General features: G+C 38.1%; 21 protein-coding genes. 5 read left to right on the top strand and 16 right to left on the bottom strand.

The features are described 5' to 3' along the window. Positions 1-41: 41 nt before the first annotated feature. Positions 42-1550 carry a histidine ammonia-lyase gene (gene hutH, locus Q0162_RS12595; RefSeq protein WP_297892352.1) on the bottom strand — a complete coding sequence of 503 codons (1509 nt, stop codon included), beginning with the start codon at positions 1548-1550 and terminating at the stop codon, positions 42-44. A 141-nt stretch (positions 1551-1691) separates the two neighbouring features. Between hutH and Q0162_RS12590 the strand changes: the two genes are divergently transcribed. From Q0162_RS12590 to Q0162_RS12570, 5 genes are all read left to right on the top strand, one after another. Then, on the top strand, positions 1692-2420 hold the full coding sequence (locus tag Q0162_RS12590; RefSeq protein WP_297892349.1) for a YggS family pyridoxal phosphate-dependent enzyme: 729 nt from the start codon (positions 1692-1694) through the stop codon (positions 2418-2420). A 113-nt stretch (positions 2421-2533) separates the two neighbouring features. Next, positions 2534-2956, top strand: coding sequence for a hypothetical protein (locus tag Q0162_RS12585; RefSeq protein WP_297892346.1), 423 nt, complete (start codon positions 2534-2536; stop codon positions 2954-2956). Positions 2957-2983: 27 nt separating this feature from the next. Continuing rightward, positions 2984-3886, top strand: a complete 903-nt coding sequence (locus Q0162_RS12580; RefSeq protein WP_297892345.1) for a histone deacetylase — start codon at positions 2984-2986, stop codon at positions 3884-3886. A gap of 459 nt (positions 3887-4345) precedes the next feature. Further along, positions 4346-5641 carry an MFS transporter gene (locus tag Q0162_RS12575; RefSeq protein WP_297892342.1) on the top strand — a complete coding sequence of 432 codons (1296 nt, stop codon included), beginning with the start codon at positions 4346-4348 and terminating at the stop codon, positions 5639-5641. Between the two features lie 88 nt (positions 5642-5729). Continuing rightward, positions 5730-6287 (top strand): RNA polymerase sigma factor, encoded by a 558-nt coding sequence (locus Q0162_RS12570; RefSeq protein ID WP_297892339.1) that lies wholly within the window; start codon positions 5730-5732, stop codon positions 6285-6287. Here Q0162_RS12570 and Q0162_RS12565 read toward each other — a convergent pair whose 3' ends face one another. The 15 genes from Q0162_RS12565 to Q0162_RS12495 all read right to left on the bottom strand — a co-directional run bounded on the left by Q0162_RS12565 (position 6288) and on the right by Q0162_RS12495 (position 24269). Further along, complete coding sequence (locus tag Q0162_RS12565; protein ID WP_297892337.1) at positions 6288-7394, bottom strand: acyltransferase family protein; 1107 nt, start codon at positions 7392-7394, stop codon at positions 6288-6290. A 5-nt stretch (positions 7395-7399) separates the two neighbouring features. Then, positions 7400-8377, bottom strand: coding sequence for a hypothetical protein (locus Q0162_RS12560; protein ID WP_297892334.1), 978 nt, complete (start codon positions 8375-8377; stop codon positions 7400-7402). Positions 8378-8389: 12 nt separating this feature from the next. Then, entirely contained in the window at positions 8390-9748 is a 1359-nt protein-coding gene (locus tag Q0162_RS12555; protein ID WP_297892331.1) for a DUF5016 domain-containing protein, read from the bottom strand. A gap of 11 nt (positions 9749-9759) precedes the next feature. Next, positions 9760-11217: a RagB/SusD family nutrient uptake outer membrane protein gene (locus Q0162_RS12550; protein WP_297892328.1), complete on the bottom strand. Its 1458-nt coding sequence runs from the start codon at positions 11215-11217 to the stop codon at positions 9760-9762. A gap of 12 nt (positions 11218-11229) precedes the next feature. After that, positions 11230-14466 carry a SusC/RagA family TonB-linked outer membrane protein gene (locus tag Q0162_RS12545; RefSeq protein WP_297892324.1) on the bottom strand — a complete coding sequence of 1079 codons (3237 nt, stop codon included), beginning with the start codon at positions 14464-14466 and terminating at the stop codon, positions 11230-11232. A 162-nt stretch (positions 14467-14628) separates the two neighbouring features. Further along, complete coding sequence (locus Q0162_RS12540) at positions 14629-15915, bottom strand: histidine-type phosphatase (protein ID WP_297892321.1); 1287 nt, start codon at positions 15913-15915, stop codon at positions 14629-14631. Between the two features lie 156 nt (positions 15916-16071). Beyond that, positions 16072-17310 carry a porin gene (locus tag Q0162_RS12535; RefSeq protein WP_297892318.1) on the bottom strand — a complete coding sequence of 413 codons (1239 nt, stop codon included), beginning with the start codon at positions 17308-17310 and terminating at the stop codon, positions 16072-16074. A gap of 12 nt (positions 17311-17322) precedes the next feature. Beyond that, positions 17323-18099, bottom strand: a complete 777-nt coding sequence (locus Q0162_RS12530; protein WP_203083854.1) for a phosphatase PAP2 family protein — start codon at positions 18097-18099, stop codon at positions 17323-17325. 145 nt (positions 18100-18244) lie between these two features. Next, entirely contained in the window at positions 18245-18616 is a 372-nt protein-coding gene (locus Q0162_RS12525; RefSeq protein ID WP_297892316.1) for a hypothetical protein, read from the bottom strand. A 242-nt stretch (positions 18617-18858) separates the two neighbouring features. Further along, positions 18859-19866: a hypothetical protein gene (locus Q0162_RS12520; protein ID WP_297892313.1), complete on the bottom strand. Its 1008-nt coding sequence runs from the start codon at positions 19864-19866 to the stop codon at positions 18859-18861. Between the two features lie 20 nt (positions 19867-19886). After that, complete coding sequence (locus tag Q0162_RS12515) at positions 19887-20567, bottom strand: hypothetical protein (protein WP_297892311.1); 681 nt, start codon at positions 20565-20567, stop codon at positions 19887-19889. 87 nt (positions 20568-20654) lie between these two features. After that, on the bottom strand, positions 20655-21104 hold the full coding sequence (locus Q0162_RS12510) for a hypothetical protein (RefSeq protein ID WP_297892309.1): 450 nt from the start codon (positions 21102-21104) through the stop codon (positions 20655-20657). Beyond that, entirely contained in the window at positions 21092-21880 is a 789-nt protein-coding gene (locus Q0162_RS12505) for a hypothetical protein (protein ID WP_297892307.1), read from the bottom strand. The genes Q0162_RS12510 and Q0162_RS12505 overlap by 13 nt, the downstream gene beginning before the upstream one ends. A gap of 85 nt (positions 21881-21965) precedes the next feature. Next, a complete protein-coding gene (locus Q0162_RS12500) occupies positions 21966-22655 on the bottom strand; it encodes a hypothetical protein (RefSeq protein WP_297892304.1) in 690 nt (229 codons plus the stop codon). A 597-nt stretch (positions 22656-23252) separates the two neighbouring features. Further along, positions 23253-24269 (bottom strand): hypothetical protein, encoded by a 1017-nt coding sequence (locus Q0162_RS12495; protein ID WP_297892301.1) that lies wholly within the window; start codon positions 24267-24269, stop codon positions 23253-23255. Positions 24270-24402: the final 133 nt, after the last annotated feature.

The following is a 24402-nucleotide window of genomic DNA, read 5'->3' as shown; positions in this document are numbered from 1 at the left end:
CCTGTCTGATAAGTCTGACTTGTCAGACTTGTCTGATTATTCTATTTTTTTAACCACGATACCATATCCTTCAAATAAGGATAAAACACCAAGTCTTCTTTGAAGAACGGAATAATACTTCTTATTTCGTCATACCATTTTTGGGTAGTGCTTGAAAGCTCGTCATAACATCCCAAAATATCGATAGCCTGAGCAATAGTAATCGCTTCAATAGCAAGCACTTGAAAAGCGTTCTCTATCACCTTTCGGGTGAGCGTTGCGGCATTCGTTCCCATACTCACGATATCCTGATTGTCGTTATTATTCGGGATACTATGCACATACATAGAGGTAGAGAGGGTTTGGCACTCGGCAGTGGTGGAGGTAGCGGTGAATTGCACCCCTTGCATACCGAAGTTAAAGCCGAGTTTGCCCGCATTTACAAATGGCGGTAAAAGCTCGTTGATTTTAGGGTTCAATAGGTAGTTGAGTTGTCGTTCGGCAAGCATTGCCATACGGGTAACCACGAGTTTGAGCTTGTCCATTTCAAGGGAAATATAATCGCCGTGGAAGTTCCCCCCATGATATACCTGCTGGGTAGGCAAATCTACGATAGGGTTGTCGTTAGCCGAGTTGAGTTCTTCTTCAAAAATGCGCTGAGTGTGTTGCAAAGTGTCTAACACAGGACCTAATATCTGTGGTACACAACGCAAAGAGTAGTATTCTTGAACTTTTTCTTTGAAAACAGTCTCGTTGTGTTCTCCTTGGTAAAGGTGTTCTGCGCGTTTGCGGGTGCGCTTGCTGTCGGCGAGAAACTCACGCATTAGCTTAGCGATATCCTGCTGACCGGTATGCTGTTTGGCGTTGTTCAATTCAGGTGAAAAATGGTCGTCATAAGTCTGCACCAGTTCATTGATAGCACAACTGAATTTTACTGTCCAGTCCAATAGTTTTTCGGCGTAATAGAGATTCACCCCTGCCAAGCCCGTCATTACCGAGGTACCGTTCATCAGCGAAAGTCCTTCGCGCAAGTGTATTTGTAGCGGTTTGATGCCTACTTCGGCAAATACTTCAGCCGTTGGTCGGCGCAAGCCTTTGTAGAACACTTCGCCTTCGCCTATGAGTACTAAGGCGAGGTGAGCCAACTGCACGAGGTCGCCACTAGCGCCTACTCCGCCGTGCTGAAAGATAAGCGGGGTAATGCGGTAGTTCAATAGGTCGCGCATCAGCTCAATAGCCTCTATATGCACCCCCGATTTACCAAGAGAAAGACTGTTTAAACGGCAGAGAATCGCTGCGCGTACTGTTTTTATATCAAATACTTCTCCACAGCCTGAAGCGTGGCTACGGATGAGGTTATACTGCAATTGCAATTGGTCTTCAGGCTCTATGCGATATTGTGCCATAGGACCAAAACCAGTATTTACGCCGTAGATAATTTTATCGTTGGCAAATTCTTTTAGAAAGTTATAACTCTCCTCAATCAAATGTTTAGCTTCTTTGCTAATCGCTACTTGTTTTTTGTGAAAAACAATGGCTTTAAAATCTTCGTAAGTACGTAGTGTTTTCAACTGGAAAAAATTTTAATATGAGCGACAAAGGTAGTAAATAATTGGTAAATTAGCAAATATGAGATATTTTTACTACTTTTGTCGCCATAGTCTGGTTTATCAGGCAACTTTTTATTTTTTATAACTTTTCAACCCTTGATAATGGAAAACATTCTGCAAAACATCGAATTAATACAACAACGCATTGCCAAAGCCTGTGCTAAAGCAGGTCGCAAACCCGAGGAGGTAAAACTCCTCTTAGCCACCAAAACCGTAACTCCTGAACGCATCAAAATAGCACTTGAGGCAGGATATACCCTCATCGCCGAAAACAAAGTGCAGGAACTCAAAGAAAAATACGAAGCTCTGAAAGATACTCCCCATACGAATCATTTTATCGGTCATTTGCAAACCAATAAAATCAAAGAAATATTGCGCTATGAAGTGAGTTGTGTAGAATCGGTAGATCGCCTTGATTTAGCCCAAAAACTCCACAATCGCCTTGCTAGTGAGGGCAAAGAACTCGATATCTTTATCCAAGTGAATACGTCTAATGAGGAAAGTAAATTTGGTGCTGACCCTTCCGAAGTGCTCGACCTTGTAAAACAAGTGGCAACCCTGCCTACCCTCCACATCAAAGGACTGATGACAATAGGCTTGTTTAGTGCCGAAACCGAAAAGGTGCGCGCCTGCTTCCAACTCCTCAAACGCATCCAGCAGGATATTATTGCCCTTAACCTCCCCAATGTAGACCCCAAAGAGCTTTCAATGGGAATGAGCGGTGACCTCGAAACCGCTATCGAGGAAGGCGCTACTATCGTGCGCGTAGGTACCGCTATCTTTGGTCAGCGCATCTACCCCGATAGCTACTACTGGAATGAGAAGGTATAGGTTTTCAGGTTTCAGGTGTTAGGTTTCAGGTGTTAGGTTTCAGGGGTCAGCGTCTGCCTTGTCTCACTTGTCCGCCCCGTCCTATGAATTTCTTTGTTAATTTTCTAATTTATATGAAATACTTACTCATACTATTTATTTTATCACCCTGTGCAGTTGTAGCTCAGGATTTTGGCTATTGGGGTGCAAGGATGGGCTATACCCATACCAATCGCTCTCATAACCTAATTTTTGCGGGGGCTTCTCTAAACACCAAACCCGATTTAGGAGGGATATCCTTGTATGGGGGTACGCATATAGGCTTTCATAGCGATATGCCTTCAAAAGTGCAAATTATCCCCGAAGTAGGTGCTGAATTTTGTGCGCTCCTTTTAGGTGGAGGTTTCGCTATCAACACCCACGCTATAGAACCTCATATAGGACTTTCGGTTTTCAATTTTGTTGATGCTAAAATAGGCTATGCTGTTCCTTTTAGAGAAAATCCCATTTTTGAAGGATTTACACTTAGACTCGCAATTAATTGTTTTGGCAAATGAAATACTTAATCTAATCTCACTCCCCTAATGTATATCGCCTATCACCCATTATACAATCATCCAGTGCCCGAAAACCATCGTTTTCCGATGGAAAAGTATGCCCTCTTGCCTCAACAACTCCTCTATGAAGGCATCGCCAGTGCGTCCAACTTCCACACCCCCGAAAAAGCTACACAAGCTACAGCCGCTTTGGTGCATACGCAACCTTACTTACACAATTTCTTACACTTAACACTTTCACATAAAGAAGCATTGCCCATTGGTTTTGTACAATGTCAGCAGTTAGTAGATCGCGAACTTACCTTGGTGCAAGGCACTGTAGAAGGCGCTTTGTGGGCATTGCGTACGGGAGAAATCGCCTTTAATATAGCAGGAGGCACCCATCACGCTTTTTCAAACCGCGGGGAAGGCTTTTGTATGCTCAACGATCAAGCTATTGCTGCCGCTTATTTGCTACATCACACAGCGGTGAAAAAGGTGCTCATAGTAGATTTAGATGTACACCAAGGCAATGGTACTGCCGAAATTTTTAGAAATACCCCCGAAGTTTTCACCTTTTCAATGCACGCACAAGCTAATTACCCTTTTGAAAAGGAACAATCGGATAAAGATATAGCCCTGCCCAATGACACAGATGACAAAACCTATTTAGATATATTGCGCAGCACTTTGCCACAGCTCATAGAAGCCCATCAACCCGATTTTGTGTTTTATCAAGCAGGGGTAGATGTGCTAGCAACCGATAAGTTAGGTAAGTTATCCCTTACTGTAGAAGGTTGCGGTGAACGCGATCGCCTTGTTTTTGAAACGTGTCATCGGTATCAACTGCCTGTACAATGCTCAATGGGAGGAGGGTATTCCCCACAACTCGCCTCGATTCTACGAGCGCATACCCAAACCTTTGCCATAGCGAGTAGTATTTACGAATGATTAAGTTTCAGTGTCAGACTTATCTGCCCCGCCCGCCTCACTTCACCTATTTAATTTCTAATTTAACAAAACACTGATTTTACAATTGTATTTGCATCATAATTTATGTAAATTTGAAAGCTATTTTTACTATTATTATCATCCTCTGTTTTTATTAGGGAAACCCTAGATAATACCACAAACTGACAAATAGAATGTTTTTAATTGATAAAAAATTTCAATTTTATTTCATCTCCTACCCTCTGATTCCTAATGCCTAATATGTATTTCTTTAAAAAAATCATAAATAAACCTTAAAAAAGTCTTCGTTTTTGTTGCGTTTTAATTTTGGTTTATTTACTTTTGCCGTCAAAATTAGGTAACAGGTGTCAGGTGTCAGGGAATAGGTAACACATTCTTATCTCTTACCTCTTATCTCTTACCTTTTTTCAACTAATTAAAAATAAATAATTAAAAATAATGGAACACCAAAATCAACAAAACAAAAGTTACGTATTGCCTATTGCAATGATGTTCGCTCTATTCTTTATGATATCATTCGTAACAGGCTTGCAAAACCCATTTGGGGTTATTGTAAAAAACCAATTTATGGCGAGCAACCTCGAGTCGCAATTGGGGAACTTAGCCAACTTCATCGCTTATGCCTTTATGGGTATCCCAGCAGGGAAAATGTTACAACGCATTGGCTATAAAAAAACAGCTTTAACCGCTATCGTGGTAGGTTTTACTGGAGTATGCGTTACATTCCTATCAGGTATTGCGGGTAGTTTTGCGGTATACCTCACAGGAGCTTTTATTTCGGGCTTCTCTATGTGTATGCTCAATGTGGTAGTAAACCCAATGCTCAACACTCTTGGTGGAGGAGGTAAAAAAGGTAACCAACTCTTGCAGTTTGGAGGGGCTATCAACTCTATCGGGGCAACCATTGTACCTGTATTGGTAGGTTACCTCATCGGTACTATTAGCGCCGGTACTTCAATTGCCGATGCTAACCCTGCACTCTTCTTAGCGATGGGTATTTTTGCTTTGGCATTTATCGTGCTTTTCTCTATGCAAATACCCGAACCTCACGCGGCTCAAGCCAATGTAAATGCTGTAAAAGACACACATAGCCCTATGTCGTTCCGCCACTTTATCTTAGGAGCGATTGCTATTTTCCTCTATGTAGGTATTGAAGTAGGGATTCCTAATATTGCCAATTTATTTATGACCAGTGGTAGTGAAGCCAATGGTTTAGGTATTGATACTACTACTGCAGGTTCGGTAGTAGGAACTTATTGGTTTTTGATGTTTATCGGTCGTTTGACAGGAGGTTCATTAGGAGCTAAATTCTCAAGCAAAGGGATGCTTACCTTTGTATCTGCTTTAGGAATTCTTTTTGTAGTTTTAGCGATATTGACTCCTACTACTCAAGTGGTGAATATGCCAGTATTTAAAGCTGATATATCTTTTGGTTTAGCCGAAGTGCCAATGAGCATTATGTTCCTTGTACTTTGTGGTTTGTGTACTTCAGTAATGTGGGGTGGCATCTTCAACCTCGCTACCGAAGGATTAGGTAAATACACTGCTGCCGCTTCAGGTATCTTTATGGCGATGGTTTGTGGTGGTGGTATCTTGCCAGCTATCCAAGGGGCTGTAGCCGATGTGGTAGGTTACATAGAAAGCTACTGGGTGATTGTACTTGCTCTTGCTTTCCTATTGTTCTACGCTCTTGTAGGTAGCAAAAACGTAAATACCGACATCAAAGTAGACTAACGAATGATTGACTATAATATATAAGAAACTGCCCAAAAGTACCTCAATAAGGTTTTTGGGCGGTTTTTCTTTAAACAACCATATACCAATGAACGATTTTGCAACATATTACGCTTCTTTGCACCAGCGTATACAACAAGGGGATAAAACTGCCTTTCAAGAACTTTTTGATAGGCTGTGGAAACCTCTATATGTATGGGCGCAATCGGTGGTGATGGATGAAGATGCCGCTAAAGATATCGTTCAAGAGGTGTGGATAGACTATTGGAAACGCTGCAAAAATATACAAAATTACGCTATTGATGCCTATTTGCGGCAGGCGGTGCGTTATAAGGTGTATAATTATCTGCGTGACCGAAAATTCAACACTATACAAATAGAAGTTATACAAGAGCTTCTTAGCGATGAACTCGCTGTAGACGAACCTATAGAGTTGCAAGAAAATCTTACTGCTACTCAAAACAAACTCAACAAGGTATTGAAGGGTCTCCCTAAGCGTTGTAAAGAAATCTTCTGCTTGAGTCGCGAAGAGGGAATGAGCAATAGCGAAATCGCTATGCACTACGGTATCTCCAAACGCACTGTAGAAAACCAAATTACCTTTGCCTTGAAAAAACTAAGAGAAGTGCTGGGCGTGTTTTTATAATTACAATTTGATGTAAATACGCTTTTTGTACAACAAAAATCCTACTGCCCATAACACAGCTATGAAAGCAAGAGCATATACTAATGAGCTTAGGAATACATCGCCTATAATAGGTGTTAAAACAGACTGATATAGGTATTCTTTAAGACTTATATTCCCTATGGGAATTCCTTCGATTATTGTAGCTAAAACTCCAGCTAAAACATATATAAACAGCGGATTTACTCCAAACACTTCAAAGAAAGGAGTCCACTTTTTGCGATGCTTAACATCTATAATTTCGATAAGGAGGGACAAGAACAAAGCGCCTATTCCACAAGAAACTAACACATAAGTAGGCGACCAAATCTTTTTGTTCAAAGGGAGGGCATAACTCATTAGAAAACCAATGAACATAATAGTTGTTCCTATGCTAAAAAGCTGAAGCATTCGTGAGCTATTCTCTTTAGTTTCTAAGAGTATTTTTCCTATCCAAAAACCTATGAGAGTATGAGCTATACAAGGGATTGTACTCAAGATGCCTTCAGGATCTAATCCGTACTCCACGAACATATGTGACAAGCCTAAAAAATGCTGATCGGTTGCTGCTAATATATTATAACCTTCCGTAGCATAACCATTCCCTAAAAGCAGCATAAAAGCATAAATTACTAATAATACGGCTATAAGTGGAGGAATGTATTTGTGTTTTACAAAAACAGCTACCAAAGCCGTTACAGCATATACTATTGCCAAACGCTGCATTACCCCCAAAATTCGCACCTCTTGAAAATTGGTAAAATCTCCTGTTTTTACAACTACTGAAAACCATGATAATCCTATCCCTACTACGAATATTAGGACGCTTCGTTTGGTGATTTTTCTCAATAACTGAGGGGAATACCGGAAGTCGAATTTTTTGAGGGCTATAAAGGTAGCAACTCCCATAATGAACATAAAGGAGGGGAATATTAAATCGGTAGGGGTAAGTCCGTTCCATTGTGCGTGTTGTAATGGAGCATATATATATTCCCACGATCCGGGGTTGTTTACCAAAATCATTGCGGCAATGGTAATTCCTCTCAGTATATCAAGGGCTAATAGACGTTGTTTCGAGGTTGTTTCCATTGTATTTATTTTTCGATAAACACACAAGCACCTAATTCGTTTTTATGGGTATTGATTTGAGGGTTGTACTCGTTCATAGAGAATACCTCACCCGATACCGTATTAGCGATATACAAATCGTATCCGCCTAAGCTACCAGTTCGAGTGCTTGAAAGGATGAGCCAATCTTTATTTACGGGGTAGGCATCGGAGTAGTTACCATCTAAGGCGTTAAAAGGTAGGCGTTTGCTCTTTAGTCCGCTCCAGAAGCCGCGGTACACTTGGTCTAAGCGGTTGTTTTCGGCATATCCTACAGAGTAGTAGAAAGATTTGTCATCGGCATTGATGGGGTAGTAATCTTGTACTTTTTGAGCGTCGTATAGGGGTTTTATACTTCGTGTTTTCAAGTCGATTACTGCGATAGAAGATGTAGGGCCGTCGCTTTTGGAGCATATTAATTTTGTGCCCGCATTGTTGTAGTAAGGCATAGAATAATCGGCTGGGCTGAGTTTAGTAACTTTTCCTGTAGCTAAGTTCATTTCGGCTATTCTAAAATCTTGTTTAAAAGCAATGCGTTTGCCGTCGGGGGAGAATTTAGGGTCTTCATCTCTAGTTCCGCCGTTAGGGGTGAGGTTCACAGGGGGCGCACTAGTAGTGAGGTCAAACAAAAATATGTCCCAAGTATTGGTATCGTTTCCTATTCCCATAAAGGTAATTTTTTTACCATCGGGAGAGAAGTGAGCATTCATAGGGTTTCGGATGTTCCATTGTTCACTGATAAGGGTTAATTTGTGAGAAGCGAAATCGAACAAGTACATTTTAGAGTCGTCGCTGGTATAGGAAGTATAATTGTGGTATACTAATTTTCCTTTTAGCTGAGGGGCTTTAACCTCTTTAGAAGGTTTTTCGTCTTGTTTAGGTTTTTCGTCGGGGGTACATCCTGCGCATATAATGTTCATAGCGATGAATGTTATCAGTTGGATGTTTATAAAAGAGCGTTTCATAATTGGGGGATTTTATAGTTTTTTAAAGGTGAGTTTTGCATTGTCTAAACCGTCGGATATATCTAAGGTGATTCGGTAATAACCTTCGACAAAGTCATCGTTACTTACCACATCGGCTTTATCTCGACCAGCTGCTTGGAATCCAGTTTTGTCGCCATAGAAACGATCGTCGCTAAAGATAGCTTGCTTGTAGTCGTCGCTATTTAGGCTTGAGTATATTTTCATATCGAGTCCCCATTGAGGTTTATTGGAGAGATATACATCGGCTTGGTATTGGTTAGGGCTAATGCGGCGCATATAGGAAAGTTGTTTGATATCAGTCCAAGACCATCCTATATCAGTAAAGTCGTTATGCCAACGAGGTACAGAGGTAAATCCTTGTCCTAATATCCAATAGGCTTGAGGGGCTATATCTTTTGTTTTGTTGACCCAAATATAGTTGTAAGTAGGAGAATAGTACACATCCCAGTTGCCTGTTTCGGCTAAGAATTTATATTTACCTGTTGCGGGGTTGTACTCAAAGAAGTCTCGGTTGTATGCTTGAGCAACGTTGTCGAGGCCTTCGATGGTAAATTCTTCACCTTGTTTAAAAGGTACTTGAGCGTATAGGTATTCGTCAGAAAGTCGCAATAGGGTATTGTTTACTTTTATAGCGAGGCGTAATCCTTGGACATCTAAATTGAAAGAATAGGTATCGAAGATGATTTTTTTTACGATCCAATTGTCGTACGAGAATTTCACATCAGCGCCAAATTCTTTTCCTAAGGTAGCGATATTGTCGTCGGTAGATCCATTCCAGATATATTTAGCATCGGTGAGGTTTTGGTTTGATGTTATTTTAGCACTGAAAGAGCTAGGGTAGTTTCCTGTTGACGATTCGTATAAGTATGGGTTTTCGGTGCTTTTGTCAAGAGTTATCACAGTTTTATCGGTGAGAAGGAGGAAGAGTTTATCAGGGAGTTCTGGTCGTTGGGCTTTTAGGACTTTTTGCTGATGAGTTTCGGCTCCATCTACATTGATGAGGGTGAAGTTGAGTACTAAGTTTTCACCTGTAGCGATATAGGGGTTAAAAGGCACGAATAGAGAGATGTTTTTTAAATCGGCAGTCATACCTTTGGTTCGGATAGATTTTTTATCGAGTACAATCTCATTGGCGGTAAGGGTTACTTCGAGTGTAGAAAGGGGTCGTTTAGGGTCGTTTCCTTTGATGTCGAAGTAGAGAGAGTCGTTAAGTATTATATTTCCGGTTGTTTTTACCGTAAGAGATTCGATAATGGGTGTAGAGCTAGGTTTTATGTCTTCTTTTTTTTCACAAGCGACGAACGAAGTGATAAGGAAGGCGATTGCTGGGATGAATTTACGTGCTTTCATAGTATAATAGATTAATAACCTGGGTTTTGAGTAAGGTTTTTGTTAGAGTCTTTTTCACTTTGAGGGATAGGCCACAATTTGTGGAAGCTAGCGAGGGTAGGGAAAAGCAATCGTCCGTTGCGGTCGGTATGTTGAGTCATAACGGCGATCATTCGGTCGTTTCGCAAAAGGTCATACCATCGTTGTCCTTCTAGGGCTAATTCTAATTGACGTTCGTTTTCAACAGCTTCTTGGGCTTCGGTTTTAACCATAGAGGTAGAGAGGGGAGCTAATCCAGCTCTGTTTCGGATGGTGTTTACGATGGTCATAGCCTCGCTTGTTCTGTTGAGTTCAACTAATGCTTCAGCTTTTAGCAAGAGCACATCGGCCAAGCGCATCAATATGATATTGCCATCTTTTTGGCGTATTTTATTGGCAATAGGGTATCTATTGGCGGGGAAATAGGTGTCGTAAGGTACGCTTTTGTAGGCAATAGTTGAATCAAAGCGCTTATCGGCAGAGGTGTATTTAGCGATGAGGTTATGGGTAGGGGTGCAATAACGTTTCCAAGTAATACTGCCATCTTCTTCGCTAAAGAGTACCCAGAAAGCCCAGTTAGGTGAAGTAGCGTCGTAATAGACTTCAAAAATGCTTTCGGAGGTAAATTTATTAGCAGGATTCCAAAGGTCATCGAAGTTGTTTACTAAGCTATAGCCATCGGCGATTACGTTGTTACAAAGTTCTACTACTTTGTTGTAGTTTCGCGCTGATTTTGCTCCTTGGGTAGCGTATACTTTTGCCAATAAGGCATTGGCAGCGCCTTTGGTAGCTTTGAAGGCTCCTTTGTTAGAGCTTTGCAAATAAGGGATAGCTTCTTCGAGGTCTTTGATAATTTGTTCGTAGATTTTGTTTTCGGGGGTTCGTGAAGGGTATAGTTTAGGGTATATTTTGGTAAGGTTGTCGGAGGTGATGGGAGGGATGAGTTCAACCATCAAAGGGGCGTCGCCCCAAATTCTAACGATATCAAAATAGGCATAAGCGCGGATAAATTTAGCTTCGGCGATAATTGATTTTTTAGTAGCATCGTCTATTCCTTGTCGCATCAGTTTGGCGTTTTCGATCACGGCAGTAGCAGCGCCTCCCATTTCGTAATATTGGCTCCATATGAGTTTTACTTTAGAGTTCAGCGAGCTAACTTTTACGGCGTCTATTTCTTCTCCAGGGACACCATCGCCACCAGCATAACAATTATCGGATTGTATATCGCCATAGCTAAAGTTTTCGAATTGGAAAATATCTTGTTTGAATTTGTCGTAAGCACCTTTCAAAGCCGATTGGGCATCGGTTACCGATTTGTATTGAGATTGTAGGCTTATGGACTGCTGCGGTTCTCCTGTGAAATCGGAAAGAGGTTCGTTGTCTAAGAATTTATTACAAGAAAGGCTGCTGAGCCCTACTCCTAGAATGCATATTTTGATGTAAGATTTCATAATTGTGAGTTTTTAAAATTCTACATTGATACCAAAGATGATTGTTTTAGATTGCGGATAAGTTCCGTAGTCAACCCCTAATTCTACGGCGCTAGCACCATAGGCATTTACTTCGGGGTCATAACCGCTGTAATTAGTGAGTGTCCAGAGGTTTTGGGCAGTGAGATAAGGTTGTAGTTTCTTGATGCTGTTCTTTTTCAAGAAATCTAATTGAGGGCTTAGGTTATATGAAAGGGTAATGCTTTTTAGACGCAAGTAAGAGCCATCTTCTACAAAGCGAGTAGAGTTGTAAATGTTTTTGATGTTCCCTGGGCGGGGTACATTAGTTTCCATTCCTGGGCGTTTCCATCGATTGAGTACTTCGGTAGATTGATTTCTGAAGTCCATCATACTGGTCATATCAATTTTTGAGGCGTTGAAAATATCGTTGCCATAAGAACCTTGGAAGAAAAGAGATAAAGCGAAGTTTTTGTAGGCTAGGTTATTGGTAAGTCCAAAAACGAATTTAGGTTGAGCATTACCTATTTCGGTTCTATCTTCGGGGTCAATAATTCCGTTTTGATTTCTATCTTCGTAGATTACATCGCCTGTTTCGGGGTTGATACCTTTGGCTACATAGCCGTAGAAAGATCCTAAGGAATGACCTTCTTTTAGGATAATAGCGGATTGCTCGGTAGTGTAGGTAGTGGCGTAGTAATACACTTTGTTCAATCCTAATTTTGTAACTTTATTTCGGTTGAAAGAGATGTTAAAATCGGTATCCCATTTTAGTTGTTGGTCGATATTTTTAGAGGAAATATTGAATTCTATTCCTTTGTTTTCCATTTCGGCGTCGTTGCGTACGATTCCCCCTGGGATATTGGTATAATTGGGCAGATATACGGTAAGGAGCATATCTTTAGTGTATTTGTAGTAAGCGTCGGCGTTGAGGGTAAGGCGGTTGTTAAACAGGCTTAAATCGAGGCCAACGTTTGTTTGAGAGGTTTTTTCCCAAGTGAGTTCTCTATTTCCTGGGGTTTTGAGGTACAGAGAGAGTCCAGGGAGGGTGTTTAAGGTAGTAGGGGGTACTTTGCCAGCCGAATATTGGGCACGCCAAGAGTAGTTGCCAATGCCTTCTTGGTTACCATTGAGGCCATAACCAGCACGGAGTTTCATATCTGAAACTACTTTGTTAGCAAAGTTCATAAAAGGTTCAGCTGAAATACGCCATCCTACAGATACAGAAGGGAAGACGCCCCAACGTTTGTGAGGAGCGAATTTAGAGGAACCATCGGCACGGATATTGGCGCTGAGAAGGTATTTACTTTCGTAATCGTAGGCGATACGACCTAAGAAAGAGACCAAGCTCCATTGAGAAGCGCCGCTCCAAGTAGCATCTTTATCAATGATATTGGCAGCAGAGAAAGAGCGTAGGTTATAGGTATCTAGCAAATCATATCCTGCTAAGTTACCTGATTCTGATTTAGCTCTTTGTAGGGTAGTGCCGCCTAATAGAGATAGGTTGTGTTTGTTTGCGAATTGGTTTTGGTAAGTGAGGATATTTTCCCATAGCCATTCAAAATCTTTGCTGTTACCTTCTTCAACGCGTCCTTTGGTAGAGCGGCCATCGGAAGTGGAAATGGGGTCTAAATAGTACAAACTTCTAGAATTGGTTTCGTCTATTCCTAAACTCACTTTGTAGTTGAGGTGTTTTGAGAGGCTGAAATTCAAGAAAAGAGATCCTAAGAGTCTACTTCTGTTATAGGTTTGGTCGGCAGCATTTGCAGCAAACGGGCTGAGGATGCGAGAACCATAGGCAAACTCATCGTATTGTTTAGGATTTTCGGAATCCCATACTTGCATATAAGGAGGGGTATTGATTACCGAAAGTATAGATCCTGCGCGGAGAGAGCTTCTGTTTTCATAGACTGTTTGTCCTTTCATTTGGGTATAGGCTACATTGACACCTATTTTGAGCCAATTGGAGGGGGAGGCGTCTAAATTGGTTCGGAAGTTGGTTCGGTTGAATTTAGATTTTTTGACGATCCCTTGTTCGTCTAGGAATCCACTAGAGACGAAATATTTCAGTTTTTCACTACCGCCAGAGAGAGATAGTTGGTAGTTTTGGTTGCTGCCAGTTCTGTAGAAAGCATCAGTCCAATTGGTATATCGGTTTTCTTCATCGGGGATTGTAATAGGGGCATCGGTATATTTGTTTAAATCACTGATGTAATCTTTATACTGAGAGGTATTGAGGGCTTGTATTTTATTGCCTAATTTGGAGAATCCTGTATAGGTATTGAAGTTGATGGAAAGTCCGCCTTCTTTGCCTCGTTTGGTAGTGATGAGCACGACTCCATTGGCGGCTCTTGCGCCATAGATAGCAGCAGAAGATGCGTCTTTTAGAATTTGCATGCTTTCGATATCTTCGGAGCTCAAATTAGAAATGGTAGACATAGGCAATCCATCTACCACATATAGAGGTTCGTTGCTAGCTTGTATAGAGGTAGCCCCTCTAACGCGAATAGAGAGCCCTGTGCCAGGTTGTCCTGAGGGTTGTACGACTTGTACCCCTGCGGCTTTTCCTTGTATTACTTGTGCTGCCGAAATGACGGGTCGCTGTTGTATATCTTGTGTAGAGACAACGGCTACGGCTGTAGTAAGGTCTTTTTTCTTAACGGTATTATAGCCTATAACAACGACATCGTCTAGCTGTTGTACATCTTCTTTTAGAATGATTTTTAAATATTGTTTGTTAGTTATAGCTATTTCTTGGGTAATATATCCGATAGAGGAAATTACGAGAGTGGTAGCGCCTTTAGGGATATTTAGGCTAAATTTTCCGTCGAAATTAGTAGCTGTTCCGATGGTAGTGCCTTTCACGACTATAGCCACCCCAGGGAGAGGCGTACCTTTTTCATCGATAACGACCCCTGTGATGGTGGTAGGCTGTTGTGAAGTTTTCACTCTGATAGAAATAGTGCGATGCATTCGCTGGAAATCTAAGGAAAATTCTTTAGACAGCGTTTTTAGCACTTCGTCTATAGAGGTGTTGAGCTTGATGTCTATTTGTTTTCGGACGTTTTTCAAATCGTCGCTGTAAACAAATGTGAAATCGCTTTGAGCTTCTATGGATTTTATAATGTGCAAGATAGAAGCATTTTTTAAATCTAATTGTATTTGTGTAGGTTGAGAGTCGTTGTTGGCGGCAAACAACGGGAATGTACAAATACATATCCATAGCAGAAATGTTTTGTTGATTAAATTCATAAAGAAAAAAGATTATAGGTTAATGAATTCTTTTTATTATGATTGATTTTTTTCTTTCACTTATAAATACCAAAAAAGAGGCTGTACACACATAATAAATAGAAAAAAATAGAAAGGCTATCCTGAAAAAGGATAGCCTTTTTATGAAAAATTTAGAAAATATTACTTTATTGCTTCATACGCGCGAATAGCTTTGTCAAAACGGTTGTTTACGCTTTCTAAGGAGTAAAGTCCATCGGCATTAGCTTGTACGCCTTTGAGTTTTAGTGGGAATACCACGGGTGGATTCTCTAAATCGAGGAGCTCTACTCCACGCAATTGTTCGGTGGTTTGGTATACAATATTTACTGCTACAAACTCTTTACCGCTGTTGTCTACCCATTTTTCAAATACGAGTTTGCTACCTATTGGGGTTTTCTTCTCAATAGATTTTGGCAAGCTGTATTCTTCTACTTCCAAGGCGGCATTCACGCTGGCAATGTTAGAGTCGTGACCACAAAGAAAGGTGAATTTGCGGTTTTTAGCGTTCAGCTCGTCTTTCATATACACTAATAGTGGGTGCGCTACGTTCACAGCTACGATAGGAGCGGTGAAAAGTACATCGCCATAGACATCTTTTACCTTAGCGATTTTTTCCCAGTCGGAGGTGCTGAGGTTGTTGCCAAAAGCGGCTTGCATAGGGTCTTTATCTTCGTAATATTGCAAGATAAAAGCATCGGAAGCGGAGTTGGCTAACTTTAGCGAACCTTTCATATTGGGTTCATCACCTTTTTCGAGTATCAGTTTGGTGTTGTAATCGTTGAAAGCACACACTTCCCCTGATTTACAAGCGGGTGAGTTCTTCAAATCGAGTACTTTTTCCAAGAGTTGGTAAGACTCTTTCAACCCCTCGTTGATGCCTACAATACCTTTTTTACCGCCCATAGCAGCGATTTCTTTCATTGCTTGTGCTTTGAAGGTATCACTGCTTTTGGTTAGCGCAGGGAAGAACACAGGGTCCATCTTGCTGGGGGTAAAGCGGTGGTTGATATGCAAATTGGCTACGGGCATAAATCCTGAGGAGAAATATTGCGCTGTCGCAATGGTGCGTTGCATACTGTTGGCATAGAAATTCACTTCATCAACAGTGGGAACGACATTCTCAGCAAAAAGTCCTTCGGCTACTGTCCATTTGCGGAAAAACTGACCCATAATGGTTTCAAGGGCTCCTCCGCGAAGGGTGAGTTCACTGGGGGCAGCGCTCCATTTTATCCACTCGTGAGGCGTCATTTTTTGCAAGGTACTCCCATTCACTGATAGTGAGGAGCGAATGTTATGACGACTGAGGATCACCACTTCTTTGAGTTTATACTGACTTTTAAAACTCTCAGAGCGGTTGAGTTGTGCCATCGCTAAAAGCGGACACAAGAGAAGTAGTAATGCTTGTAGAGTTATGATTCTTGTTTTCATACGGTATTTTAATTAGAAAATTATATTCTTTAACTTTGCCAAAGTTTCAATTGCTTGTCGTGCTACGACCTTTGGCAAAGTTTCAATTGCTCGTCGTGCTACGACCTTTGGTAAAGTATGTGATGTAAAAGTAATTGCCCGTGCGGCTCGCACCACTTAGAATTTGATTTGCAAACGCATTTCTATAAGTCCTAAATTAGTATTTGGTATATCTCTATTTGTTCCATTAGGCACATATTCTTGACGGTAAGTAACCCCAGTATAGGAAGCGCGCACACGCCAAATCATATACTTATTGATATAATAGTTGAAGGTAAGCGAATAGTCGTTGAGGCGACCACCCAAAATACCCGCTTTAGGGTCGGATAAATCGGTGTAGTTATAGCCAGCAACGAGTTCTAACGCTCCTGGTCTGGGGGTGGCGATACCTCCGTCGATTTCATTATACTCATAAGGATTTCCTTTCACAATAGCGCGGAACATTCCATACGCACCACTTGCTTTGAAATTCTCAAATCCACTCTTGCGGTTTACGTTCACATAGTAATATTGGGCTTCTACGCCTAAACGACCCCGTGCAAAGAGCAATTCAGGAGAGAATTTGTAGAGGAAAGTAGCGTTGTCAATAGTTGCTTGTTGGGCGGTTACTTTGGCAATACGTGTTGGGAAAGGGGTTTTGAGTATATAAGAACTGTGGTTAAGGGCAGCTTCTTTGTTGTAGCGTGGAGTCTCAAAAGCTCCTGAAAGTCCTACGTGAAAAATCTTACCTTCTTCGCGTTGTGGACGATAGAGCAAGCGCGACATCATTCCCACTCCTTGGTCACCTGTAGCATCAGAACTTTGCTTCATCGATTCTCCTTCGGCAAAGAGGCTAAGCGTACCCATAAAGTCGTCTTTTTGGTGCAAGAGCATCAACCCCATCAAACGAGAGTTGAAAAAAGCCTCGTTGCTTTGGGGTTCTTCCATCGATATTTTGAAAGAAGAACTGGTAGCGCTTTGCATCCCAAATTGATGTACGAAATAACCTCCGCGCAAGAGGGTGTGCTTGCTAAAGCCGTACTCGATAAAGATATCCTTAGGAGAGAGTTTTCCGTAGGCATACCCTATATCTACTTTGGCTTTCCAATTGCCATAGCGCACGCCCAAGCCCGCGCGAGCATCGGGGATGGCTACCCCACTTACGAACTTGTCTTTTTGTTCATTGGCATTGAAATAGCCCGCATCTATCAAGATACGCCCTGCGGGTTTCACTTCTATTTTAGGCTCTGGTTTGGGAGCTTCTTGTGCAGGAGCAGGTAGCAATTCGGTGGTTTCTGTAACGGTAGTAGGCACTTCTTGGGCATAGGTGTAGCCCACAGCCATCAAGCTGAGTGCTATAAAATGTATCTTTTTCATCGTTTTAGCAGTTTATTTGGTCATACGTTCACTTTTCTTCACTTTGCCTTTTTTCACAAGACTTTCAAACTCTTTTTTAGCTTTTTCGAGTTGTTTCATAAAGGCATCATTGGCGTGGAGGCGCGCTACTACGGCGCTGGCTACAAGGCGTGCCGCATCTACATCACTTTGGAAGTGGTACCCGCAAATCACGCGACTTTGTCCCATTTCATAGCCGCGTTTGAGGATTTCGTTTTGTCTGTCTACGTTGATTTCGGCAAGCACCAAAGCAGTAGCCCAGCCAATAGCGGTGTGTCCTGAAGGATAAGACCCATTGGTAGAAAGTTCTTGTTGTTGCTCGGGGTTGCAAGTAGTTTTTTCGTAGAAAGCAAACGGACGTACGCGCATATAGTGCTCTTTAGCAGCACGAGTAGCGAGGTCACCAGCATCTTCGCGCATATTTACCACGAGTTTGAAGATTTCGGGGGTAGTTTCTTTAGAAATCTTGATACCAAAGGCTTCAGAGAAAGCGTTAGGCACGCCAGCTCCATCTACACGAGCATCGGATACGGCTTGGTCGCCACGAGGGGTACGGCGTTGCATTAAGCCCCATTGGTATTGAGCTTCGTCGTTGAGGAAGAGGATACTACCAGGTTGAGGTGGCGGAGGTAGGAGTTCAAGGCTGTTAGCCACCTCACCTATTTGTAAGAAATAGAGGTCGGGTTTAGTTCTTACGTCTTTAATTTTTTCTTGTGCGAATGTAGTTGCCATCACCGATAGCAAAGCTACGAATAAAAGTTTTTTTCTCATTGTAATTATGTGTTTAAAATAAAATTAAGATATTTTTTATTTTTCTCGCAAATATAAAAAAACAATCGTAATAAACAAATTATTTCGTAAGAATTTTACATAAAAAAAACAAGAAGTAGAAACTAAAGTGATGATATATTGTTTTTTAGAGGTGTAATTTAGAGGCGTTTTCCTCAAAAATAAAAGCGCCGGCGATTTCGCATACAAAGCGATTGTTATTGGGTTCTCTCAACCTGTAGACTATGAGAATTTGTTTATGGCAATGCGGACACTCAACAATGGTATATAGCGTAGGCTCTACTTTGGTTGCTAATAGCGTTTGTTGGCTCAAAATGCCTTTTTTGTATAAGTCGTTAAAAAGAAATGCCTCTGTGCCATAGTGCAAATCAAAAGTGTTGAAATTCTCGCAAACACATTTGAATTTTAGATGAGCAGGTTTTTGATCAAATTCTTCAAAAACATACTGATACAGCTGTAAAGTATCAGTAATAACAATGGGGTTGCTTAATGTTTTCATAGGTGAGTATTGATTTTCAGATAAAAGCCAAACGTCTATTGTTTTATTGGGTGATATTTTGATACAAATGTATGTGGTTTGTTCAAATCTAAGGGCATAATATGACTTTTTGCTTATTCTTTTTATAAATCCTACTTGCTATCTGACCATAAATTCTCCATTTTATTTGAGAAACATCAGAGGCATTGAACAAGTCACGTTCTATGAATTGTTCTTTTATAACTTTTGCTGTTACGCAATTTTTACTTTGCTTCAATATCTTGTTTTTCAAAGATATAAAGATTATCGGAACATCTGATAGCTACTAAATTATCATTTGCTTGAATATCATTGATAAACATTTTGTTTTTCTCATCTTTCTTCTTCTTAGGATTGATAAACATATCTTCACGATGTTCAAACAGTTGGGTTTTAAGATTAAAAATCACCCAAATATTATACACATCACTTCCTTGCCCACGGGCTAATGTGTAGAGTTTATCTTTGTAAAAGAAAACAGTGTGATCGTCTAAAAATATAGATCGCTCATCACAATAAGCAGAAACATCTATTGTTTCAATTTTTAAATTTTTAGGGTCTAATATTTTAATTGCTTTTCGCTGTATTTGGTAAACAAAATCATTGTAGGTTATTAATTTCATACCCATTTCCTGAGTAGTAAAAAGCACTTGTCCCGTTTGAGCATCTAAAACAAAAGTGGCGTAATTGCTCCAATCTTCAGTATGAGCGAAAAAGATGATTTTATTGTTTGATACTAAAACTCTGCCTTCCATTATTTGGGCAGGTTGGTGGAAATAAGTTTCTGCATTAAATAAAAACAAATCTACATTGTCAATAAAATTAACAGACTTGATGAAAGGTTCATTTATATCAGAAAAAAATACTTTATTACTACCAAAGACTTTCAATCTCGAAAAATTTTCTATTTTATTTCCATTTATAAACAATTCTTTTGAATTATCTAACTCAAAATAAACGATATAATTACAATTATTTTTAATGTAATATCTATTCTCTTTATTAAGAAAACTTCCAGTATTTACATCTAAAATAGTAGTATATTCTCCTTCATAAATAATAATTTTTGTGCCACAAATGAATTTATTGCCTGTATTTATATATTTTTTCTCCCAAATAATTTCCTGATTTTCATTATATCTGACTATAAATTCATTTTCTCCTTTTATTTTAGAAATTATGACATCATTTTTTAGAAGTCCAATTATATTAGCATTTTCTATTTTGTTCATATAGTTTAATTTAAGTAGTTTTAATTGAATATTTTATTATAGTAAGTATTAGAGAATATTTTAATTTGTTCATCTGAAATGAAAGATTGTCCTTCTTTCAAATCAAACCATTTTTCTATATTAGATTTTGATTTTTCATTTTTCAATAAACTTTTTATTGCTTCTTTATTTTCTTTCAAGAATTTCTCAAAATCTTGTTTGGTAAAATTCTGACCGTAAATTCTCCATTTTATTTGAGAAACATCAGAGGCATTGAATAAGTCGCGTTCAATGAATTGTTCTTTTATAACTTTTGCTGTCACACAATCTTGACAATTTTTCACCTCTACACGGAATAAAGTTTTTCTGCTACCATCTAAAGCTTCTATTTCAACTGTTAAGTCTTCCGCTGAGAGTTTTTTAGTTGAACGTGCATTATCTACTTGTTTTTCAAATCTTACAATTTTTCCTTTTAGTAAGTTGTCGAACTCATCATCAACAGCCTTAAGAACACCTTCTGCACCTATCCTTTGTGAGTTGGTTGCTTTGCTGTTCTTCTCTAACTTATATATTACCTTTTCGTAAAAATCTTCTATGGTGGTGTTAGGATTGTCTTCTATTTTCTTAGCTATACTCAATAGCTTATCTAATATTTTTTCATACGAAAACTCACCTTTACCTGAAGCTCTTAAACTGGCTAAAATTTCATCTGTAAAGCCCAATTTTTTGAGTATGGGATTATTACGCGCTTTTGTACTTCAGGGTTTCTAAAGAGAGTGTTGCTTAATATTTTAAATAATATGGAATTATTAGAAATTGTCAGATCTTATATAATCAGAATAATCTGTATTATTAAAAATAATATCCAAAAAGAACGCTATTCCGATTAAATCAGCATTTCTAGGATATAAGAACTTATTATTCTCATCTAACATTTGAGAAGGACTTACATAGAAGAACCTATTTTGATCAAAACATTTATCAAAATAATATAGAAAACGCATACAATTCTTTTTTTCACCTTCTACAAAAAAAACATAACCCTCATTATAGAATTTAATATTCAATGACTTTTTATCTGGTGAACATAGAAGAATATAATCTTCTTTTTGTTCAATATAAAAATTAAATTTACTTTTTTTATTCAATTCGGAACAAAAAACATATAATTCATCTGCTTTTATTAATTGTTCTTCACTCCATATATAGAATTCAGTGCTATTTATTATTAGTTTTTTTGTTTTAATTATTCGTTCCATTTTTCTAATATAACTTTTGTTTTTACATTGAACTTTTTCCCTAAGTATTCAAATAGTTTTACACTATCATTGTTCTCTTTACTTATATATATTAGTAATTCATCAACAGGAGTTGAAGGATCATTAATGACTGCGGCATATCGTTTAAATTCATTTTCTAAATCTCTATATAAGAAAGTTTTTTTGTCATAACTTTCCTTAGTATAAAAATTTCCAGGGTTATGCTTTGCATCAATAACTTTATTTTCTTTTATTTTTATACCATCAGCCCATATCTTTTCATTTCCCCCAACTATTTCGTATTGTATATCATCTCCCGTAACATACTTTTCAAACTTTCCATCTGGTAAATCTTTTCTAGGATTAATTTTAGTTCTTAAACTTTTTAACCATTTACCAATATCAATTTTAGCTGTTTTTTCAGCGGTATCTTCAGCGGTGTGCGCTAATCTTGCATTTGTATCGCCACCTATAGGCGCTGTTCTACCATTGAATAGTTCTTCGGCTACATCTTCAGATACGTCCTCAAGTCTTTCGGTATTGTTTACTAATACACGTACTCTGTACAAGCCGCTTTCTAATCGTTCGGCTACTTTGCCTGTTGCATTTCTAAAGACTATCAGTAGTTTGCCTGAAGCATTCTTTATATAACGAATGCTTATGCCCATATAACGGAAGGGGTCGCCTATGCGGTCGCAGAATTGTAGGGCTTTTAGGGAGGTACTTCCTATTTTGGCTAAAACACTTTCGCCTGCAGCGACATCACCGAAACACAATACTATAATAGGACCTGCTATTGAACCTATAAACTCATTTTTTTTTGCAAGGATTGTCTTTGCTAAATAATTTATCTATCTATTTTTACTCCTCTAGTTCTTTTTCAAAGATATAAAGATTGTCGGAACATCTGATAGCTACTAAATTATCATTTGCTTGAATATCATTGATAAACATTTTGTTTTTCTCATCTTTCTTCTTCTTAGGATTGATAAACATATCTTCGCGATATTCAAACAGTTGGTTTTTAAGGTTGAAAACGACCCAAATGTTATACACATCACTTCCTTGCTCTCTTGCTAATGTATAGAGTTTATCTTTGTAAAAGAAAACAGTGTGATCGTCTAAAAATATAGATTGCTCATCGCAATAAGCAGAAACATCTATTGTTTCAATTTTCAAATTTTTAGGGTCTAATATTTTAATTGCTTTTCGCTGTATTTGGTAAACAAGGCTATTATGCTCTACTAATTTCATACCCATTTCCTGAGTAGTAAAAAGCACTTGTCCCGTTTGAGCATCTAAAACAAAAGTGGCGTAATTGCTCCAATCTTCAGTATGAGCGAAAAAGATGATTTTATTGTTTGATACTAAAACTCTGCCTTCCATTATTTGGGCAGGTTGGTGGAAATAAGTTTCTAAATCGTATTGCCAAAGAATTTTTTCTTGAATATAATCAAAGGCTGAAATAGTAGTATCTTTTCCTAATATTATAGCATATTCATTGATAAAACAATATATTGTTCCATAAATTGTAAATGAATTTAAATTCATTTTTCTTACTAATTGATTTTTTGCAATATCATAAAAAAATATATTTGTTTCGTTATTAAAAGTAACAATATTTTTATAATAACGCCTTCTATATTGAAAATCATCATTTATAAATATTTGATAATTTTCTAAATTGAAGTCATATACTTTCTCAGTATCAGACAGTATAAGGTTTTCTACTGAATATATATTGTTGGAGTTTATATTGACAAAGTTATTATTAACATTTGAATATATTTTTTTGTTAGAAACAAAATATAAACTATTTTTTAACAAAAAACTACTAATGTTCTCCTTTTTCTCAATTAATAAATATTTTCTCATAACTATCTAATAAGTGATTATAAATTCTATTGTACATATTACTTTGTTTCAATCCTTCTTTCATAGATTCTGGTAGTAGTTTTTCAATTCTTCCTATTTCCAATTTTTCTATTGCTTTTCTATTCTCCTTTAAGAATTTCTCAAAATGCTGTTTGGTAAAATTCTGACCATAAATTCTCCATTTTATTTGAGAAATATCAGTAGCATTGAATAAGTCACGTTCTATGAATTGTTCTTTTATAACTTTTGTCGTTATGCAATCCTCACAATTTTTTACTTTGATTCAACATCTTGTTTTTCAAAGATATAAAGGGAGAATCCTGTTGTTGATACAGCTAAATATTTATCATTCATTTGCATTTCTTCTATTTGGCGCCTATTTTCATTGTTTGAGGGTTTGCTCTCATTGTGTAAGATTTCCTTACGCCAAATAATTTTTCCTGTATTGGTATCAAAAAGTAAAACTAAACTGCGAATACTATCTCTCTCAGGTTTGGCACTTACAGCAATAATTCCGTTGTGGTAAGCCATTGTTCTGTTGTCTATTATTTCAGTAGGCAGGTCTTTTGTTAAATCATAGTGTGTGATTTCAAAAGTTTCAGGATTCATTTTTGCAAAACCTTTATCTTTTTTTTGCCATAAAAAGCCATCAAACAAGTACATTTTGCCTCCAAAAATAGTTTCTTTTGGATTATTTAGCACTTGTCCCGTTTGAGCATCTAAAACAAAAGTGGCGTAATTGCTCCAATCCTCAGTATGAGCGAAAAAGATGATTCTATTGTCTGAAACTAAAACTCTGCCTTCCATTATTTGAGCAGATTGGTGGAAATAAGTTTCTAAATCGTATTGCCAAATAGTTTTTTCAGTATTGAAACATACTATTTTATTGGAAATATCATAAAACAAGTCTCCTATGATAAATGAAAAATTAATATTCTCAAGGATCTCCTCATAATTTCCTTCATTATATTCTAATAGTGTAATAATGTCATTTTCTTTATAGGTTATATAGTACTTTTTTTTAGAAGAATATACATCTTTAATAGGATAAGTGTCATTATTATGTTTTTTTAAAATAGAATTATTAATGTCAAAAATTAATTTTTCATTATTATTCCATAAATAAATAAACCCTTTGTAAAGATAGTTTATAACGCATTCACCTTGCAATATCTCAATATTTTTATTACAAAATGAGTTTTTAAGATTTATAAAAAAGATGTTATCATCAATAAGATAAAATAGTCCATATTTTATCTTATATAAGTTTTTATAAAAATATTTGTACATAATTTTTTTCAATTAGTTCATTTATCAATTTATCTGTGTAATTTTCAATAGTCATTTTCAAATCCATTTTATTTTCTTATAAAATTGAAACTACTTTTATAATCTATTTTAAATAAAGAAGATACAGGAATTA

Origin of the sequence: uncultured Capnocytophaga sp., from assembly GCF_937936315.1 — a bacterium.
Lineage (GTDB): Bacteria > Bacteroidota > Bacteroidia > Flavobacteriales > Flavobacteriaceae > Capnocytophaga.
The sequence above is the reverse complement of the archived record's forward strand: the minus strand, read 5'-3'. Positions and strand labels throughout refer to the sequence as shown.

Coding starts and splice junctions, on each gene's coding strand:
- Q0162_RS12575 (WP_297892342.1), top strand. CDS start 4,346: ATGGAACACCAAAATCAACAAAACAAAAGTTACGTATTGCCTATTGCA.
- Q0162_RS12555 (WP_297892331.1), bottom strand. CDS start 9,748: ATGAAAGCACGTAAATTCATCCCAGCAATCGCCTTCCTTATCACTTCG.
- Q0162_RS12590 (WP_297892349.1), top strand. CDS start 1,692: ATGGAAAACATTCTGCAAAACATCGAATTAATACAACAACGCATTGCC.
- Q0162_RS12565 (WP_297892337.1), bottom strand. CDS start 7,394: ATGGAAACAACCTCGAAACAACGTCTATTAGCCCTTGATATACTGAGA.
- Q0162_RS12540 (WP_297892321.1), bottom strand. CDS start 15,915: ATGAAAACAAGAATCATAACTCTACAAGCATTACTACTTCTCTTGTGT.
- Q0162_RS12530 (WP_203083854.1), bottom strand. CDS start 18,099: ATGAGAAAAAAACTTTTATTCGTAGCTTTGCTATCGGTGATGGCAACT.
- Q0162_RS12570 (WP_297892339.1), top strand. CDS start 5,730: ATGAACGATTTTGCAACATATTACGCTTCTTTGCACCAGCGTATACAA.
- Q0162_RS12520 (WP_297892313.1), bottom strand. CDS start 19,866: ATGAACAAAATAGAAAATGCTAATATAATTGGACTTCTAAAAAATGAT.
- Q0162_RS12510 (WP_297892309.1), bottom strand. CDS start 21,104: ATGGAACGAATAATTAAAACAAAAAAACTAATAATAAATAGCACTGAA.
- Q0162_RS12560 (WP_297892334.1), bottom strand. CDS start 8,377: ATGAAACGCTCTTTTATAAACATCCAACTGATAACATTCATCGCTATG.
- Q0162_RS12535 (WP_297892318.1), bottom strand. CDS start 17,310: ATGAAAAAGATACATTTTATAGCACTCAGCTTGATGGCTGTGGGCTAC.
- Q0162_RS12500 (WP_297892304.1), bottom strand. CDS start 22,655: ATGAATTTAAATTCATTTACAATTTATGGAACAATATATTGTTTTATC.
- Q0162_RS12585 (WP_297892346.1), top strand. CDS start 2,534: ATGAAATACTTACTCATACTATTTATTTTATCACCCTGTGCAGTTGTA.
- Q0162_RS12525 (WP_297892316.1), bottom strand. CDS start 18,616: ATGAAAACATTAAGCAACCCCATTGTTATTACTGATACTTTACAGCTG.
- Q0162_RS12580 (WP_297892345.1), top strand. CDS start 2,984: ATGTATATCGCCTATCACCCATTATACAATCATCCAGTGCCCGAAAAC.
- Q0162_RS12545 (WP_297892324.1), bottom strand. CDS start 14,466: ATGAATTTAATCAACAAAACATTTCTGCTATGGATATGTATTTGTACA.
- Q0162_RS12495 (WP_297892301.1), bottom strand. CDS start 24,269: ATGTACAAATATTTTTATAAAAACTTATATAAGATAAAATATGGACTA.
- Q0162_RS12550 (WP_297892328.1), bottom strand. CDS start 11,217: ATGAAATCTTACATCAAAATATGCATTCTAGGAGTAGGGCTCAGCAGC.